The organism is Allobosea sp. CCNWLY174 (assembly GCF_037120455.1).
Taxonomy (GTDB): domain Bacteria; phylum Pseudomonadota; class Alphaproteobacteria; order Rhizobiales; family Beijerinckiaceae; genus Allobosea; species Allobosea lupini.
In genome coordinates this window covers 1-13,719 of sequence record NZ_JBBBBQ010000008.1, presented here as the reverse complement: position 1 = coordinate 13,719, position 13,719 = coordinate 1, and the positions used below count along the sequence as shown (strand labels likewise).

At 67.4% G+C, this 13,719-nt stretch carries 11 protein-coding genes, 1 tRNA gene and 1 pseudogene; 5 read left to right on the top strand and 8 right to left on the bottom strand.

Features of this window, described 5'->3' with window-relative positions:
* Positions 1-3 precede the first annotated feature (3 nt).
* A complete protein-coding gene (locus V7S63_RS20850) occupies positions 4-990 on the bottom strand; it encodes a Bug family tripartite tricarboxylate transporter substrate binding protein (RefSeq protein WP_100963259.1) in 987 nt (328 codons plus the stop codon).
* On the bottom strand, positions 923-2,125 hold the full coding sequence (locus tag V7S63_RS20845; protein WP_336531621.1) for a 4-oxalomesaconate tautomerase: 1,203 nt from the start codon (positions 2,123-2,125) through the stop codon (positions 923-925). Before V7S63_RS20845 ends, V7S63_RS20850 begins: the two co-directional genes overlap by 68 nt.
* An 86-nt stretch (positions 2,126-2,211) precedes the next feature.
* Here V7S63_RS20845 and V7S63_RS20840 point away from each other — a divergent pair, with 86 nt between their 5' ends.
* Entirely contained in the window at positions 2,212-3,126 is a 915-nt protein-coding gene (locus V7S63_RS20840) for a LysR family transcriptional regulator (RefSeq protein WP_100963257.1), read from the top strand.
* A 2-nt stretch (positions 3,127-3,128) separates the two neighbouring features.
* On the opposite strand, the gene V7S63_RS20835 is transcribed toward V7S63_RS20840, so the two are convergent.
* The gene (locus V7S63_RS20835) at positions 3,129-3,926 is read right to left on the bottom strand and encodes an undecaprenyl-diphosphate phosphatase (protein WP_100963255.1); all 798 of its coding nucleotides are present in this window, start codon (positions 3,924-3,926) and stop codon (positions 3,129-3,131) included.
* A gap of 238 nt (positions 3,927-4,164) precedes the next feature.
* Here V7S63_RS20835 and V7S63_RS20830 point away from each other — a divergent pair, with 238 nt between their 5' ends.
* From V7S63_RS20830 to V7S63_RS20820, 3 genes are read left to right on the top strand one after another with little or no spacing between them, the layout of a single operon-like run.
* On the top strand, positions 4,165-4,857 hold the full coding sequence (locus V7S63_RS20830) for a glutathione S-transferase family protein (RefSeq protein WP_336531620.1): 693 nt from the start codon (positions 4,165-4,167) through the stop codon (positions 4,855-4,857).
* Positions 4,755-5,993, top strand: coding sequence for a tRNA epoxyqueuosine(34) reductase QueG (queG, locus tag V7S63_RS20825; protein ID WP_442896491.1), 1,239 nt, complete (start codon positions 4,755-4,757; stop codon positions 5,991-5,993). Before V7S63_RS20830 ends, queG begins: the two co-directional genes overlap by 103 nt.
* Positions 5,990-6,856, top strand: coding sequence for an SDR family oxidoreductase (locus V7S63_RS20820; protein ID WP_336531619.1), 867 nt, complete (start codon positions 5,990-5,992; stop codon positions 6,854-6,856). The genes queG and V7S63_RS20820 overlap by 4 nt, the downstream gene beginning before the upstream one ends.
* 6 nt (positions 6,857-6,862) lie before the next feature.
* Here the strand turns inward: V7S63_RS20820 and olsB are convergent, their stop codons facing one another.
* From olsB to V7S63_RS20800, 4 genes are all read right to left on the bottom strand, one after another.
* Complete coding sequence (gene olsB / locus V7S63_RS20815; protein WP_336531618.1) at positions 6,863-7,819, bottom strand: l-ornithine N(alpha)-acyltransferase; 957 nt, start codon at positions 7,817-7,819, stop codon at positions 6,863-6,865.
* A gap of 125 nt (positions 7,820-7,944) precedes the next feature.
* Positions 7,945-10,041, bottom strand: coding sequence for a response regulator (locus tag V7S63_RS20810; RefSeq protein WP_336531617.1), 2,097 nt, complete (start codon positions 10,039-10,041; stop codon positions 7,945-7,947).
* A 109-nt stretch (positions 10,042-10,150) separates the two neighbouring features.
* Complete coding sequence (locus tag V7S63_RS20805) at positions 10,151-11,689, bottom strand: YifB family Mg chelatase-like AAA ATPase (RefSeq protein ID WP_336531616.1); 1,539 nt, start codon at positions 11,687-11,689, stop codon at positions 10,151-10,153.
* Between the two features lie 155 nt (positions 11,690-11,844).
* Positions 11,845-12,147: a hypothetical protein gene (locus tag V7S63_RS20800; RefSeq protein WP_100963244.1), complete on the bottom strand. Its 303-nt coding sequence runs from the start codon at positions 12,145-12,147 to the stop codon at positions 11,845-11,847.
* A gap of 199 nt (positions 12,148-12,346) precedes the next feature.
* Here V7S63_RS20800 and V7S63_RS20795 point away from each other — a divergent pair.
* Positions 12,347-12,436: transfer RNA gene (locus V7S63_RS20795), tRNA-Ser, on the top strand.
* A gap of 361 nt (positions 12,437-12,797) precedes the next feature.
* On the opposite strand, the pseudogene V7S63_RS20790 reads toward V7S63_RS20795, so the two are convergent.
* Positions 12,798-13,213 (bottom strand): annotated as a pseudogene (locus V7S63_RS20790) (transposase); the annotation flags it as partial.
* Positions 13,214-13,719 lie beyond the last annotated feature (506 nt).

Here is a 13,719-nt window from a genome sequence, read left to right as displayed (position 1 = left end):
GCCTCAGTTGATGGCGAGGCGGGCCTGCTTGATGATGCCGGCCCAGCGCCGCGACTCCGCTTCCATCATCGCTGCGAACTCCTCCGGCTTGTTGCCGATCGGCTCGGCACCCTCGTTCTGTAGACGCTCGCGGATGATCGGGCTGTTGATGGTCTCGACCGTCGCCTGGCGCAGCTTGGCCGCGACGTCCTTGGGCGTGCCCTTGGGCACGACAAAGCCGTACCAGGCCGTTGCCTCGTAGTCCGGCCAGCCGCTCTCGGCGACCGAGGGAACCTCGGGGAAAAGCTTGGCGCGCGCCTTGCCGGTCACCGCCAGCGCCCTGACCTTGCCGCCTTCGATCAGGCCGAGCACGGACGGCACGGTGGTGATCATGAAGTCGCTGTTGCCGGCGAGCAGATCGGTCAGCGCCGGGCCGGCGCCGCGATAAGGCACATGCACCGCCTCGAACTGCGCGGTCTGCGCCAGCAGGATCGTCGCCAGATGGCTGGCCGAGCCGTTACCGGCCGAGCCATAGGTCAGCTTGCCCGGGTTCTTCTGGCCCTGGCCGACGAGCTCGGCCAGCGTCTTGTGTGGCGAATTCGGCGCGACGACCACGACGAGCGGCGCCGCCGAGATCAGCGTCAGCGGGTCGAATGCAGTCAGCGGATCGACCCGGACGTTCTTGAAGAGATGCGGGTTGACCACCATCGGGCCCTGATTGGCCATCAGCACGGTATAGCCGTCCGGCGAAGCCGCAGCCGCCTGCGCTGTCGCGAGATTGCCACCGGCCGAGCCGTTGTTCTCGACCACCAGCGACTGGCCGAGCCGCTCGCCGACGCCCTGCGCGACGAGACGCGCGATCGCGTCCGTGCCGCCGCCGGCGGCGTAAGGCACCAGGAGCTTCATCGGCTTGTCCGGGAAGGCAGCCTGGGCGCGGGCGAAATCAGGCAGGCAGGTGCTGGCCAGAGCGGCCGTGATCAGGCTGCAGAGATGGCGGCGCGTGATCGTCATGGGTCAGTTCTCCTCCCGTTTCCGCCCTCTCTGCAAGCGCGAGGATCGCACTGGCGGGGACGATGACGTTTCCTTCGAAGATGCGGCGCGCCGTGCGGACCAGGCTGGCGCGGGCCACCTGACCGGCGGCATCGAGCGCAAGGTCGACCTGGATGGCGCCGCTCGGATGCTCGACCGCGACCAGCGAGCCGATCCCGGGGGACAGCATCTCGGCGGCGACGCTGCCGGCGATACGGCTTGCCGCGGCGACGCAGAGCGCTCCGGTGACGGCATGGCTGCGGTGGCAGCGATCCGGCGTGAAATAGCGTGAGGTCAGGCTGCCGCCGCGACGCGCCGGCGAAAGCACCCCGACCTTTGGAATGACGCGCCCGGCGACATCCCCGAGACCCATGCGGCGGCCGGCCTCGCGGCGCAGCCCCTCCAGGCGCGCCAGCAGGGCGGCATTCGCATCGAGCTCGGCCGGCGTCTCATCGCCGGCAAGGCCGAGATCGCTTGCCCGCAGCAGCAGCATCGGCGTGGCATAGTCGACCAGCGTCACCGGGACGCCGTCGATCTCCTCGCGAGCGCAGCCGGTCGGCAGCAATGCGCCGGTTTTCGAGCCGACGGCTTCGAGGAAGCCGAGCTTGATCGGGGCGGCCGTGCCGGCGACGCCGTCGATCGCGGTCGCTCCGTCATAGGCGACGACACCGCCAGGCGTCTGCACGGCTGCCTCGATCAGCGCGCCGGTGTTGCGGTTGTGAATGCGCACGATGGTTTCGCCGTCGGCGGCCGGCACCAGGCCGGCCTCGATCGCGAAGGGGCCGACGGCGGAGAGCATGTTGCCGCAGTTCGGGCTCAAATCGACATGAGCGCGCTCGACCGCGACCTGGGCGAAGAGATAGTCGACATCGGCATCGGGCCGGCTGGAACGGCTGACGATCGCAACCTTGCTGGTCAGCGAATTGCCGCCACCGAGCCCGTCGAGCTGCAGCATATGCGGCGAGCCCATCGCGGCGAGCAGGACGCGATCGCGCGCCGCCGGATCGCTCGGCAGGTCGCGTTCCAGGAAGAACGGGCCGCGCGAGGTGCCGCCGCGCATCAGCACGCAGGGGATGCGCAGGGCCTGAGGATGCGGGAGCTGGAAGGGAGCGGACAAGGGCGTCACCCGGCGATTGGCGATGCCCTCTCTTCTCAAATCAGATAACTGCTGTGAAATGCAGAGATCGGCGTTATTGATACGTCATGAGCATCAATTTCGAAGCCCTCGATCTGCGCGCCTTCATCTCGGTCGTCGAGCTCGGCGGCTTCCACCGCGCCGCCGAGGCGCTCAACATGTCACAGCCGGCGCTGAGCCGGCGCATCCAGCGCCTTGAAAGCGCGGTCGGGGCGGCGCTGCTGGAGCGGACGACGCGCCGGGTCGCGCTGACTATGGTCGGGCGCGAGATGCTGCCGCTGGTCCGGCGCATGCTCGACGAGTTCGACAGCTCGATCTTCGCGATGCGGGATCTCGGCAGCCGCCGCGCCGGACTGATCGCGCTCGCCTGCGTACCCACGGCCGCCTTCTACTTCCTGCCCTCGGTGATCGCGCGCTTCCAGGCGCAGTACCCGAACATCCGCTTCCGAATCCTCGACCTCTCGGCCAATGACGGCTTGGAAGCGGTGGCGCGCGGCGAGGTCGAGTTCGGCATCAACCTGATCGGCGGCTCCGATGGCGAGCTCAGTTTCGAGCCGTTGATCGACGATCCCTTCGTGCTCGCCTGCCGGCACGACCATGCGCTGGCGCAGAAATCATCCCTGGGCTGGGCCGATCTCGAAGGCCATCCGCTGGTCACCGTCAGCCGCAGCAGCGGCAACCGTGCCATCCTCGATGCGGCGCTGGTCAAGGTCGGCGTCAGGCTCGACTGGTCGTTCGAGGTGACGCATCTGTCGACCTCGCTCGGGCTGGTCGAGGCGGGCCTCGGCATATCCGTGCTGCCGAAGCTGGCGACGCCGGGCGAGAACCACCCGATCATCGTGACGCGGCCGATCCGCGACCCGGAAGTTTCGCGCACGATCGGTGTGGTCCGGCGCCGCGGGGTCAAGCTGGCGCCAGCGGCGGAACGCTTCCTGGAGATGCTGCTCGGAACCTGGCGCGGGCCCTTACCCGCTTCAGGCTGAGCTCAGCCGAAGACCCAGAGCCCGGCGAGGCCGGCCGAGCCGACGATGATCCGCCACCAGGCGAAGGGCGTGAAGCCGCGCTTCGAGACGAAATCGAGGAAGCTGCGGACGACAATCAGCGCCGAGATGAAGGCGGTGACGAAGCCGATCGTGATCAACGTGAGATCGTTGGTCGTCAGCTCCTTGTAGTTCTTCAGCAGGTCATAGGCGAAGGCGCCGGCCATCGTCGGCATCGCCAGGAAGAAGGAGAACTCGGCCGCGGCCCGCTTGTCGGCGCCGAGCAGCATCGCGCCAACGATGGTCGATCCGGAGCGAGAGACACCGGGCACCATCGCAAGACACTGGATGAAGCCGATCTTGAGATACATCGGCAGCGGGAAATTGGTGGCGTCGTGATGTTTCACCTCGAGCTCCAGCTCGTCGACGACGAGGAGGACGAGGCCGCCGGCGATCAGCGTGCAGCAGACCAGGAAGGGGTTGAACAGCACGCCCTTGATGAAGCCGTGCGCCAGCGCGCCGATCACCGCAGCCGGCAGGAAGGCGATGAGCACGCCGATGACGAAGCGACGCGCAGACGGATCGGTGCGCAAGCGCAGGGCGATATCGAGCAGGCGGCGGAAATAGACCAGCAGGATCGCCAGGATCGCGCCGAGCTGGACCAGGATCTCGAAGGATTTGCCCTTGGATTCGAAGCCTAGAAAATGCCCGAGCAGCAGCAGGTGGCCGGTCGAGGACACCGGCAGGAATTCGGTCAGCCCCTCGACCACGCCGAGCACGGCGGCGACAAGAAGGTCATGCATGGGAGGGTCCTTCCGAGCCTTGCTGGTGCGGCGCAACAAAGCTGAGCCGAACGCGTTAAAGCTATGGCGCAGGGTCTTTGCAAATTGGTTACCAGACCGGGAAGGATTTCTGCGCAATCCGCCACTTCACCCCGTCCCGGGTTGTTAGGCTTAGCCGGCAGGCCTATACGGGGGCGCTCTATTGCGCTGCATCAGCGCCGGCCTACCTCACCCGAACCGTCCTCAGTTCCAGCAATCGATGGCCACGCTTCACCATTATGCGCTTTGCCCGCATTCGCGCTTCATCCGGCTCGCACTGGGCGAGTTCGGCCTCGACGCCACGTTGGTCGAAGAGCGCGTCTGGGAACGGCGGCGCGAGTTCCTCGAGCTCAATCCCGCCGGGACGACGCCGGTGCTGCGCGAGGATAGCGGGCTCGTCGTGCCCGGCCCCGGACCGATCGCCGAATATCTCGACGAGACCCGCGGGCTCGCGCTGGCCGAACGGCGCCTGCTGCCGGAAGGCCCGGGCGGGCGGATCGAGGTGCGCCGGCTGCTCGACTGGTTCAACATCAAGTTCAACGAGGAAATCACCGCTCCGCTAGTGCTGGAGAAGGTGATGAAGCGCTTCATGAGCCGGGACGAGGGCGGCGGCCCGCCGGAAATGAGCGCGATCCGCGCGGCGCGCGGCAATGTGCGCTATCATCTGCGCTACATCGCCTGGCTGACGGCGAAACGGAACTGGCTCGCCGGCGACATTCTGAGCTATGCCGATCTTGCCGCGGCGGCGCATCTCTCCTGCGTCGACTATCTCGGCGACGTGCCCTGGGACGAGGATGAGGCCGCCCGCGCATGGTATGCGAGGATCAAGTCCAGACCGAGCTTCCGGCCGCTGCTGAGCGACCGGATTCCCGGCATGGCCCCCTCCGCCCATTACGACGACCTGGACTTCTGAGCCCCGACAAGCTCAAGGCTGCGATCGCCGCGCGCGCCAAGGCCGAGGGGTTCTCGGTGCTGCGCGTCGCCTCGGTCGACGCCATTCCCGAAGCGCCCGCCCGCCTCGCCGGCTGGCTGGAGGCCGGCCATCACGGCGACATGACCTGGCTGACCGAGCGCACGGCGGAGCGCGCCGATCCGGCGACCCTGTGGCCGGCGGCGCGTTCGATCGTCATGCTCGGCATGAGCTATGCGGGCGAAGGCGACCCGCTCGCCGTCCTGGCGCAGCGCGACCGCGGCGCCATCTCGCTCTACGCCCGCCGGCGCGACTATCACGATGTGATCAAGGGCAAGCTGAAGAGCATCGCCGGCGTGCTGGCGGCGCGAGGCGACGCCGAGGTCAAGGTCTTCGTCGACACCGCCCCAGTGATGGAAAAGCCGCTGGCCCAGGCAGCGGGCCTCGGCTGGCAGGGCAAGCAGACGGTGCTGGTCTCGCGCCAGCACGGCGCCTGGCTCTTCCTGGGCGCGATCTACACGAGCGCGGACTTGCCTCCGGACGAGCCGGAGCGCGACCGTTGCGGCTCCTGCACGCGCTGCCTCGACATCTGCCCGACCAAGGCCTTCCCGGCGCCCTATCAGCTCGATTCGCGCCGGTGCATCGCCTATCTCACCATCGAGCATCAGGGCCATATCGACGCAGAATTCCGTGAAGGCATCGGCAACCGCGTCTTCGGCTGCGACGACTGCCTCGCCGTCTGCCCCTGGAACAAGTTCGCGGACGCCTCGCATGAGACGCGCCTGGCGCTCAAGGGCGAGCTCGACGCGTTGCCGCTGGCCGATCTCGCCGGGCTCGATGACGCCGCCTTCCGCGCGCTCTTCGCCGGCACGCCGGTCAAGCGCACCGGCCGCGACCGGTTCATCCGCAATGTCCTGATTGCGATCGGCAACAGCGGCGATCCGGCACTGGCCGCAAATGCCGAAGCCCTGCTCGACGATCCCTCGTCTTTGGTGAGGGCGATGGCGGCCTGGGCGCTTTGGCAGCTCGTGCCCAGCCGCGCCGCGGAACTCGCGCCGGCCCGCCTCGCGCGGGAAACCGACCCCAAGGTCAGGACCGAATGGGCTCAGCCTTTTCCGAACCAACTGGAACCCGCATGAAGCTCGTCATCTTCGGCCTCGGCTATTCCGCCGGGTTCTTCGCGCGCGCCGCCTTGGCGAAGGGCTGGGAGGTCACCGGAACGGTGCGCTCGGCCGAAAAGGCCGGCGAACTCAGCAGGAAAGGCCTGCACACTCTGGTCTTCGGCGGTTTTGCGGTCTCGACACCCCTGGCAAAGCTCGTTGCGGATGCAGACGCGGTGCTGGTCTCGGCCCAGCCTGACGAGAGCGGCGATCCGGTGCTCGGCGCGCTCGCCGACAAGCTGGCCGCGGCCGAGAAGCTGCGCTGGATCGGCTATCTCTCGACCATCGGGGTCTATGGCGACCATGGCGGCGCCTGGATCGACGAGACGGCCGAATGCCGACCCACCAGCCGGCGCTCACGCCAGCGGCTGGAGATCGAGCAGGACTGGCTCACCTTCGGCGAGCGCAGCGGCAAGCCGGTGCAGATTTTCCGCCTGTCTGGCATTTACGGCCCGGGCCGCAGCCCGATCACCAAATTGCGGGCCGGCACCGCCAACCGCCTGGTCAAGCCCGGTCAGGTCTTCAACCGCATCCATGTCGACGACATTGCCGGCATACTGATGGCCTCGATCGAGGCGCCGCGCGCCGGAGCGATCTACAACGTCACCGATGACGAGCCGGCACCGCCGCAGGATGTCGTCAGCTTCGCTGCCGAGGTCGCCGGGCTCGCTCCGCCGCCGGAAACTCCGTTCGACCCCGCGAAGCTGTCGCCGATGGCCGCGAGTTTCTACGGCGAGAACAAGCGCGTCTCGAACGCGCTGGTGAAGCGCGAACTCGGCTATGCCTTCCGCTATCCGGAGTTCCGGCAGGCGCTGCGCGACCTCGCCGCATCCGGCGAGTGATCGCGCTCAGGCGGCGTAGCGCCCGGCGTCGCCGTCGAGATACTCGATATAGCGCCGGTCGATCGCAGAAACCGGCAGGATGACCAGCACGTCGGTGGTGCCGAATTGCTTGTCGACTACAGCACCCGCGCCGAAGCGGGCACCGAGGCGCAGATAGCCCTTCACCAGCGGCGGCAAGCATTTCAGCGCGAGCTTGGCGTCGATCATGCCGGCCGGGAGGCGATCCATCGCCACATGCCGATCGGGCTGGGCCACGACGCGCCAGTCGCCCTGGGCGGTGGCGTGATGGTGGATGAAGCTCAGCGGCAGCGCCAGCATGTCGGGGTCGGTGCCGTCCAGGCTGGCGCAGCCGAACATCGCGTCGATGCGGTGATGCCGGCAATAGGCCCAGATGCCATGCCAGAGCAGCTCGACCGTCTTCTTGGTGCGATAGGGCTTCAGCACGCAGGAGCGGCCGAGCTCCAGGAAGCGCATCTCGGGATGGCGCGCCAGCAGCGGCGCGATGTCGAATTCGGACTGGGTGTAGAAACCGCCGAGCCTGGCCACGGCCTGCTCGCGCATCAGCCGGTAGGTGCCGACGACCTTGGGCCTGATCCCGCCGAAGCGACCACGCGCGGCATGGTCGATGACGAGGAGATGATCGCAGACGGCGTCGAATCGATCGGCGTCGCGGCGGAACATGCGCGAGACGACATCGGGCTTGGCCGACATCTCCTGATAGAACACACGGTAGCGCAGGCGCTGGGCCCGCCAGATCTCGCGCGGGCCACGCGCCAACCGGACCTCGAGCGCGCCGGAGCGGCCGAGCGTGCCGGACAGAGCGTCAGCGCCGGGGAAGGCGAAGCCGCCGAGCTGCTTGCCGGCAGCCAGCAGGCTCGAGGGGGAGAAACGCTGCAACAGGGCCTGGCCGGCCAGCTTCTGCTTTGCCGGCTGACGGGCACCCTGAAAAACGTCGTGCGTCATAGACGGTCTGGCCCCTGCGATCTCGGATCGGCGCATGACAGCTCTGCGCCGACCGTCTTACGGGATCGCGACAAAACTACGTCACTGTGATGACGAAGCCAACCGCCCGGAGAGCAAACCGAGGCTCAGGCCGACAGCATCTCGCCCGTTCGCAGCTGCGAAAGCCGCTCGATCCAGCCACGCAGCTGATCGCGTGACAGGGGCTTAGCCAGACAATCATCCATGCCGGCGGCGAGCGCCTCACGCCTGTCATCCTCCGCCGTGTTGGCGCTGACGGCGACGATCGGCAGCCGGGCGAGGCCCTGCGCCTTCTCGGCCGCACGGATGTTCCGGGCGACGGCGAGCCCGTCCAGCACCGGCATGCGGACATCGAGCAAGGCGAGATCGAACCCTGGCGACCGGCCGGCGCGGGCCTCTTCGGCCAGGCGGACAGCCTCGCCGCCATCACGCGCCCAGACCGCAATGCAGCCGAGCCGCTCCAACGTGCGAGTCAACAGAAGCGCGTTGATCTCGTTGTCCTCGGCGACGAGGACCCGCAAGCCGGCGACAGGCTGCTCCGCCGACGCGTCGCCGGCCGGCGCCGTCGCGACTGCGTGCTGCAGCCGCTCGACCGGGTCGAGCCGCGCCTGCAGCGAGCGCGCCCGAACCGGCTTGACGAGGAAGCCGCTGAAGCCGGCGGCATAGGGGGAGCCGAAGCTGCGGCGCTCGGCCGGCGCCAAGATGATCACGATATCGGCTACGCCGGCGCGTCGCGCCGCGGCCGCCACCGCCTCGACCTCGCCGCCCGGAAGATTGCGATCGATCAGCACCGCGGACAGGGCCGAATCGCCGGCAAGCGCCGCGAGGGCCCGAGCATGATCGCCGGCCCGCAGAACCTGCGCGCCCGTCCGTTCGAGGCAGGCGGCGATATGGGCCGCGCTGAACGGCGCCGAGGATGCGACCAGGATGCGCCGACCCTGCCAGTTCGGGGAGGCCGGAGACGCGATTTGGGCTGTGCCGGCTCGTAACGGCAGAACCAGCCGGAACAATGCGCCGCCCTCCGCGCGATTCCCGGCTTCGATCTCACCGCCCATGGCGCGGGCGAGCCGGCGGGCGATGGCGAGGCCGAGACCGGTACCGGCCTGGTCGCGATGGCCGGTCATGCCGCCCTGCTCGAACTCCTCGAAGATCGTGGCGAGGCGCTCGGCCGGAATCCCCGGCCCCGTATCGGCGATGGCGACGACGAACTGACCGGCGACGGCATCCGCCTCGATGCCGACGCCGCCCGCTTGCGTGAACTTCACGGCATTGCCGACGAGATTGAGCAGAATCTGGCGCAGGCGCTCCGCGTCGCCGACGAGTTGTCCCGACAGGGCGGGCCCGAGCAAAGTGGAGATCTCGATGCCCTTGGCCTGGGCGCGCGGCGCCATCAGCTCGGTGACGTCCTCGATCAGCGCGGCTGGATCGAACGGCGCATCGGCAAGTTCGAGCTTTCCGGCCTCGACCTTGGCGAAGTCGAGGATGTCGTCGACGAGCCCGAGCAGCGCCTCGCCCGAGCTTCTGAGCGCCTTGACATAGGTCGCCTGTTCCGGGTCGAGCCTGGTGTCGCCGAGCAGGTCGGCCATCCCGAGGATGCCGTTGAGCGGAGTGCGGAATTCATGGCTCACGGTCGCCAGGAAGCGCGACTTGGCGGCGCTCGCCTCCTCGGCCCGGCTGCGCGCTTCCTCAAGCGCCGTTTCAGCTGCGATGCGCCCGCTGATCTCGCGGCCGACCCGCTGCAGCACGGTCTGGCCGGCTGCGACCGGGACGACCGTCTCGACCCAGGAGAGCCAGCGTTCGCCTTCTTGCGTCTCGATGCATTCGTCGACGACGCGGGCTCCGCCCGGCAGCATCTGCGCCGGCCGAGCGCTGCGCACGCGCGGCTGTTCGACGCTGCCGACGGCCTCGGTTTCGCTCTTGCCGATCAGCGCCGCATAGGCGGCGTTGGCGTAGATGATCCGGCCCTCGCTGCGGCGCACGATCAGATCGCCTTGTGCCTCGATCAGGCTGCGATAGCGTTCCTCGCTGTCGGCAAGCACCCAGAGCCGGTCGCTCAGCTTCTCGACATCGGCCGTCAGCGCCCTCGCCTGCCGGGTCACCTGGCGGCGCTCCCGCAGCAGCCTGATCGCCACGATGGCACAGGCGATCGCCAAGGCAATGGCGGCGCCGGTCAACAGAATGAGGAGAGACGGCAGCTCGATCATGCCCGACCATCTATCACGGCCCCTCTTGAGAAAGGGTTCGCCCTATCCGCGAGGATGCCCGGTTGGTTTGAACGGCTTCATTAACCTTTCATCAGGCGGCAATCCCTGATCAGGCGGCCTGTGCCGCCTGGTCGATGCGCGAGCGATAGGACAGCGCCTCGGCGAGATGGATGCGCCCGACCCCGCTATCCCCGTCGAGATCGGCGAGCGTCCGCGCGACCCTGAGCACGCGGTGGTAGCCGCGCGCCGTAAGCCGCATCGCATCGGCGGCGCTGCGCAGCAGCGCGAGCCCGGCCGCATCCGGTCGTGCCACCTCGTCCAGCAGCGCGGCCGGACAGCGGGCATTGGTCGTACCGCCCGCCAGCCCCAGCGCAGCGTAGCGAACCGACTGGCGGGCCCGGGCGGCCGACACGCGGCCCGCGACCTCGGCCGAACCTTCGGACGCAGCCGGCAGGATGAGGTCGGCCGCCGTCAGCGCCGGCACCTCGATGGTGATGTCGATCCGGTCGAGCATCGGGCCAGAAATCTTCGCCTGATAACTCGCCATGCATCGCTCATTGGGCCGGGTGTGGCAGGCATAGCCGGGCTCGGTCGCCTTGCCGCAGCGGCAGGGATTCATCGCGGCGATCAGCTGGAAATTCGCGGGGTATACGGTGCGGTGGTTGGCACGCGAGATCAGCACCTCGCCGGTCTCCATCGGCTGGCGCAGCGCATCGAGCGCGTGCGCCTGGAACTCCGGTAATTCGTCGAGGAAGAGCACGCCGTGATGGGCGAGCGAGATTTCGCCGGGCCGGGCCTGCTGGCCTCCACCGACGAGCGCGGCCATCGAGGCCGAATGATGCGGGGCGCGGAAGGGGCGCCGGTCCGTCAACTCGCCATCGGCGAGATGGCCGGCGACCGAAAGCACCATCGAGACCTCCAGCAACTCGCGCGGATCGAGCGGCGGCAGGATCGAGGGCAGGCGGCTCGCCAGCATCGACTTGCCGGCGCCGGGCGGCCCGTTCATCAGGAGATTGTGGCCGCCGGCGGCTGCGATCTCGAGGACGCGCTTGGCGCTCTCCTGGCCTTTGATGTCGCGCAGGTCGGGCAGCGGCCCGCCCTGGCGGGCGACGGCGGGCTGCGGCCGCGCCATCACCTGCGTGCCCTTGAAATGGTTGGCGAGCTGGATCAGCGAACGCGGCGCGAGGATATCCAGATCGCGGGCCGCCCAGGCCGCTTCCGGCCCGCTGGCGGCGGGGCAGATCAGCCCCTGCCCTCGGCCATAGGCTGCGATCGCGGCCGGCAGCACCCCGGCAACCGGGGTGATCGAGCCGTCGAGGGCGAGTTCGCCAAGTACGGTGTAGCCGGCGAGCGCGTCAGCCGGGATCGCGCCGATCGCCGCCATGACCCCCAGCGCGATCGGCAGATCGTAATGGCTGCCTTCCTTCGGCAGGTCGGCCGGGGCGAGGTTGACCGTGATGCGCTTGGCCGGCAGCGCCAGCCCCGACGCGATCAGCGCGGCACGGACGCGCTCCTTGCTCTCGCCGACCGCCTTGTCCGGCAGGCCCACGAGGATGAAGGCGACGCCACCCGGCGTGACCTGGACCTGCACATCGACGGCGCGCGCCTCGATGCCTTCGAACGCTACCGTCGCGACCCGCGTCACCATTCCAAGCCCACCCCAGCTCCGCGCAGTGACGCTAGCGGAAGCGCGCCAGGGTTGCAAGAACATATGGGGAACTTACAAGCCCCATCGCACGTTCGATGCGAACGATCGACTGCCGCACGAGGACGGGCCCACGGCGACACGGCTCATCAGGATGCTCACCGTCGCGTGACGATGCCGATCACGGATTTGGGCGCCGCACCGAGCCAGAGCAGGAGGAAGCCGAGCAGCAATCCGGCCGCTGCGGTCGGCACCTGCAGCAGATGGACCAGCACCGGGTCCCAGAGCATGGGATGGAGATTGCGCTCGACCGCGGGCTGCAGCTGACGGAAGCGCTCGCCGAGAAACGTCAGCGCGGTCTCGCCGAGCGGCGTGAAGCGCAGGGCCGAATTGGCGATCGAGCGCGCGCCATCGGTGAGCAGCGCGACGAAGCCGCCGGCGACGAGAAGGTAGCCCAGCATCCTGACGAGAACCCGCAAGCCTTCCCCCATTCCCGCCACAGCCGGCGCCGCGAGAGCCTCGATCGGCCGCACCGGCGCATCTGCATGTGTCTCCTCGCCCGCGATCATGCAACGGCAAAGGACAATTGCACGCAACCCTGTGCGGCCTGCGGCTTTAGGCCTTGAAAGTCGCGCGCGTGGACGCCATAAGCAGCGCGCCGGACAGGTGGCCGAGTGGTTGAAGGCGCACGCCTGGAAAGTGTGTATACGGGAAACCGTATCGCGGGTTCGAATCCCGCCCTGTCCGCCATATTTTCATGTAAATTTTTGATCTTGCTCATAAATTTTGATGCCCCCCGCATTCGACTCACAAAATCACCTACAAAAGCCCAATCTTTGAGAAAATGCCTGCGCCTAACGGCGTAGGTTCTGTTTGATTTTGCCGTTTGAGCAGTGGTTTTCGCGCGCAGTCCTTAAGCGGGCTATGACGAGGGGGGTGGCTCGCATTGAGAGCCCTAGGCTCAAAAAACTAAAGTCCCGCACGAACTCTCCAAAAGCGTAGTTATTTCAAAGTATTACCGGACTTGCGCGGAGCGAATCCATTGTGAGAATCGACTAAGCGCGCTAGGATATGAAGACGTGTCGAAGGCGCATCGCGGCAGCGAATTTCCGATTCGGTGAGACTTTCGGGCCTGGTCCGGCCGGCACGATTTGTAGTGGTAGCTCGATGTGTCGAACTCCAGGACCGCACAGGCCCGCCGGATCGACACTTGCCACTCGCCACACATCGCACCGACAAGCGCGCGCTTGCGACCAGGCCTTAGAGCTTTCGGCGGATGACGTCCTGCAGCATCTCACGGTCCAGCGCGAGGTCGGCAACGAGCTTGCGCACCTTCGCGTTCTCGTCCGCGAGCTGCTTCAGCCGCCGCATCTCGGCCGGCAGCAACCCCTCGTACTTCTTCTTCCAATTGAAATAGGTCGCCTGGCTGATTCCAGCCCGCCGGCAGATCTCCGCCACCGGAATGCCGTCCGCGCCATGCTTCAGGATGAACGCCTTCTGGGTGTCCGAGAACTTCGAATCCGTCATCGTCTTCCGCTCCTCCCATTCCAAGGGAAACGACGCGGAAAACTCTAGCTCAAAGCGGTCCAGTTCTAAGGGCTCAGATCACCTCCAGCCGGCCGGCAACACGAGCTTCGCTGACCAATCGCTTGCAATCGTTAGAGCTGACCGCTTCCGGCATTTTACCTCCCGACGACTGGCGCTCCAACCTACTGACGGTGGCGCTACCTGTAGATCCGTAGGACTCTTCGGCAAGTCTCGCTGATCGACATGGCCTGACTGCCGCTCGCGCTGCGTGTCAGCGTGATAGAGGTTGAAGCCGACGAATATCGCCAGGATCATGGCGCCGAGCGTGGCGACCGCCAATAGCGCAGCGATACCGGCCTTTTTAGGCGGCGGAGGATCGTGGTCCATCAGGCTCGCTCCGAATAATGACACCCCCTCTTGGCAAACTGTGCAAGCTTCAAAAGGGCCGCATTCTTGTCGGCTTGTTCCAGCTCACGCCGGCATGCGCCCATCGGGAGTATATTTGT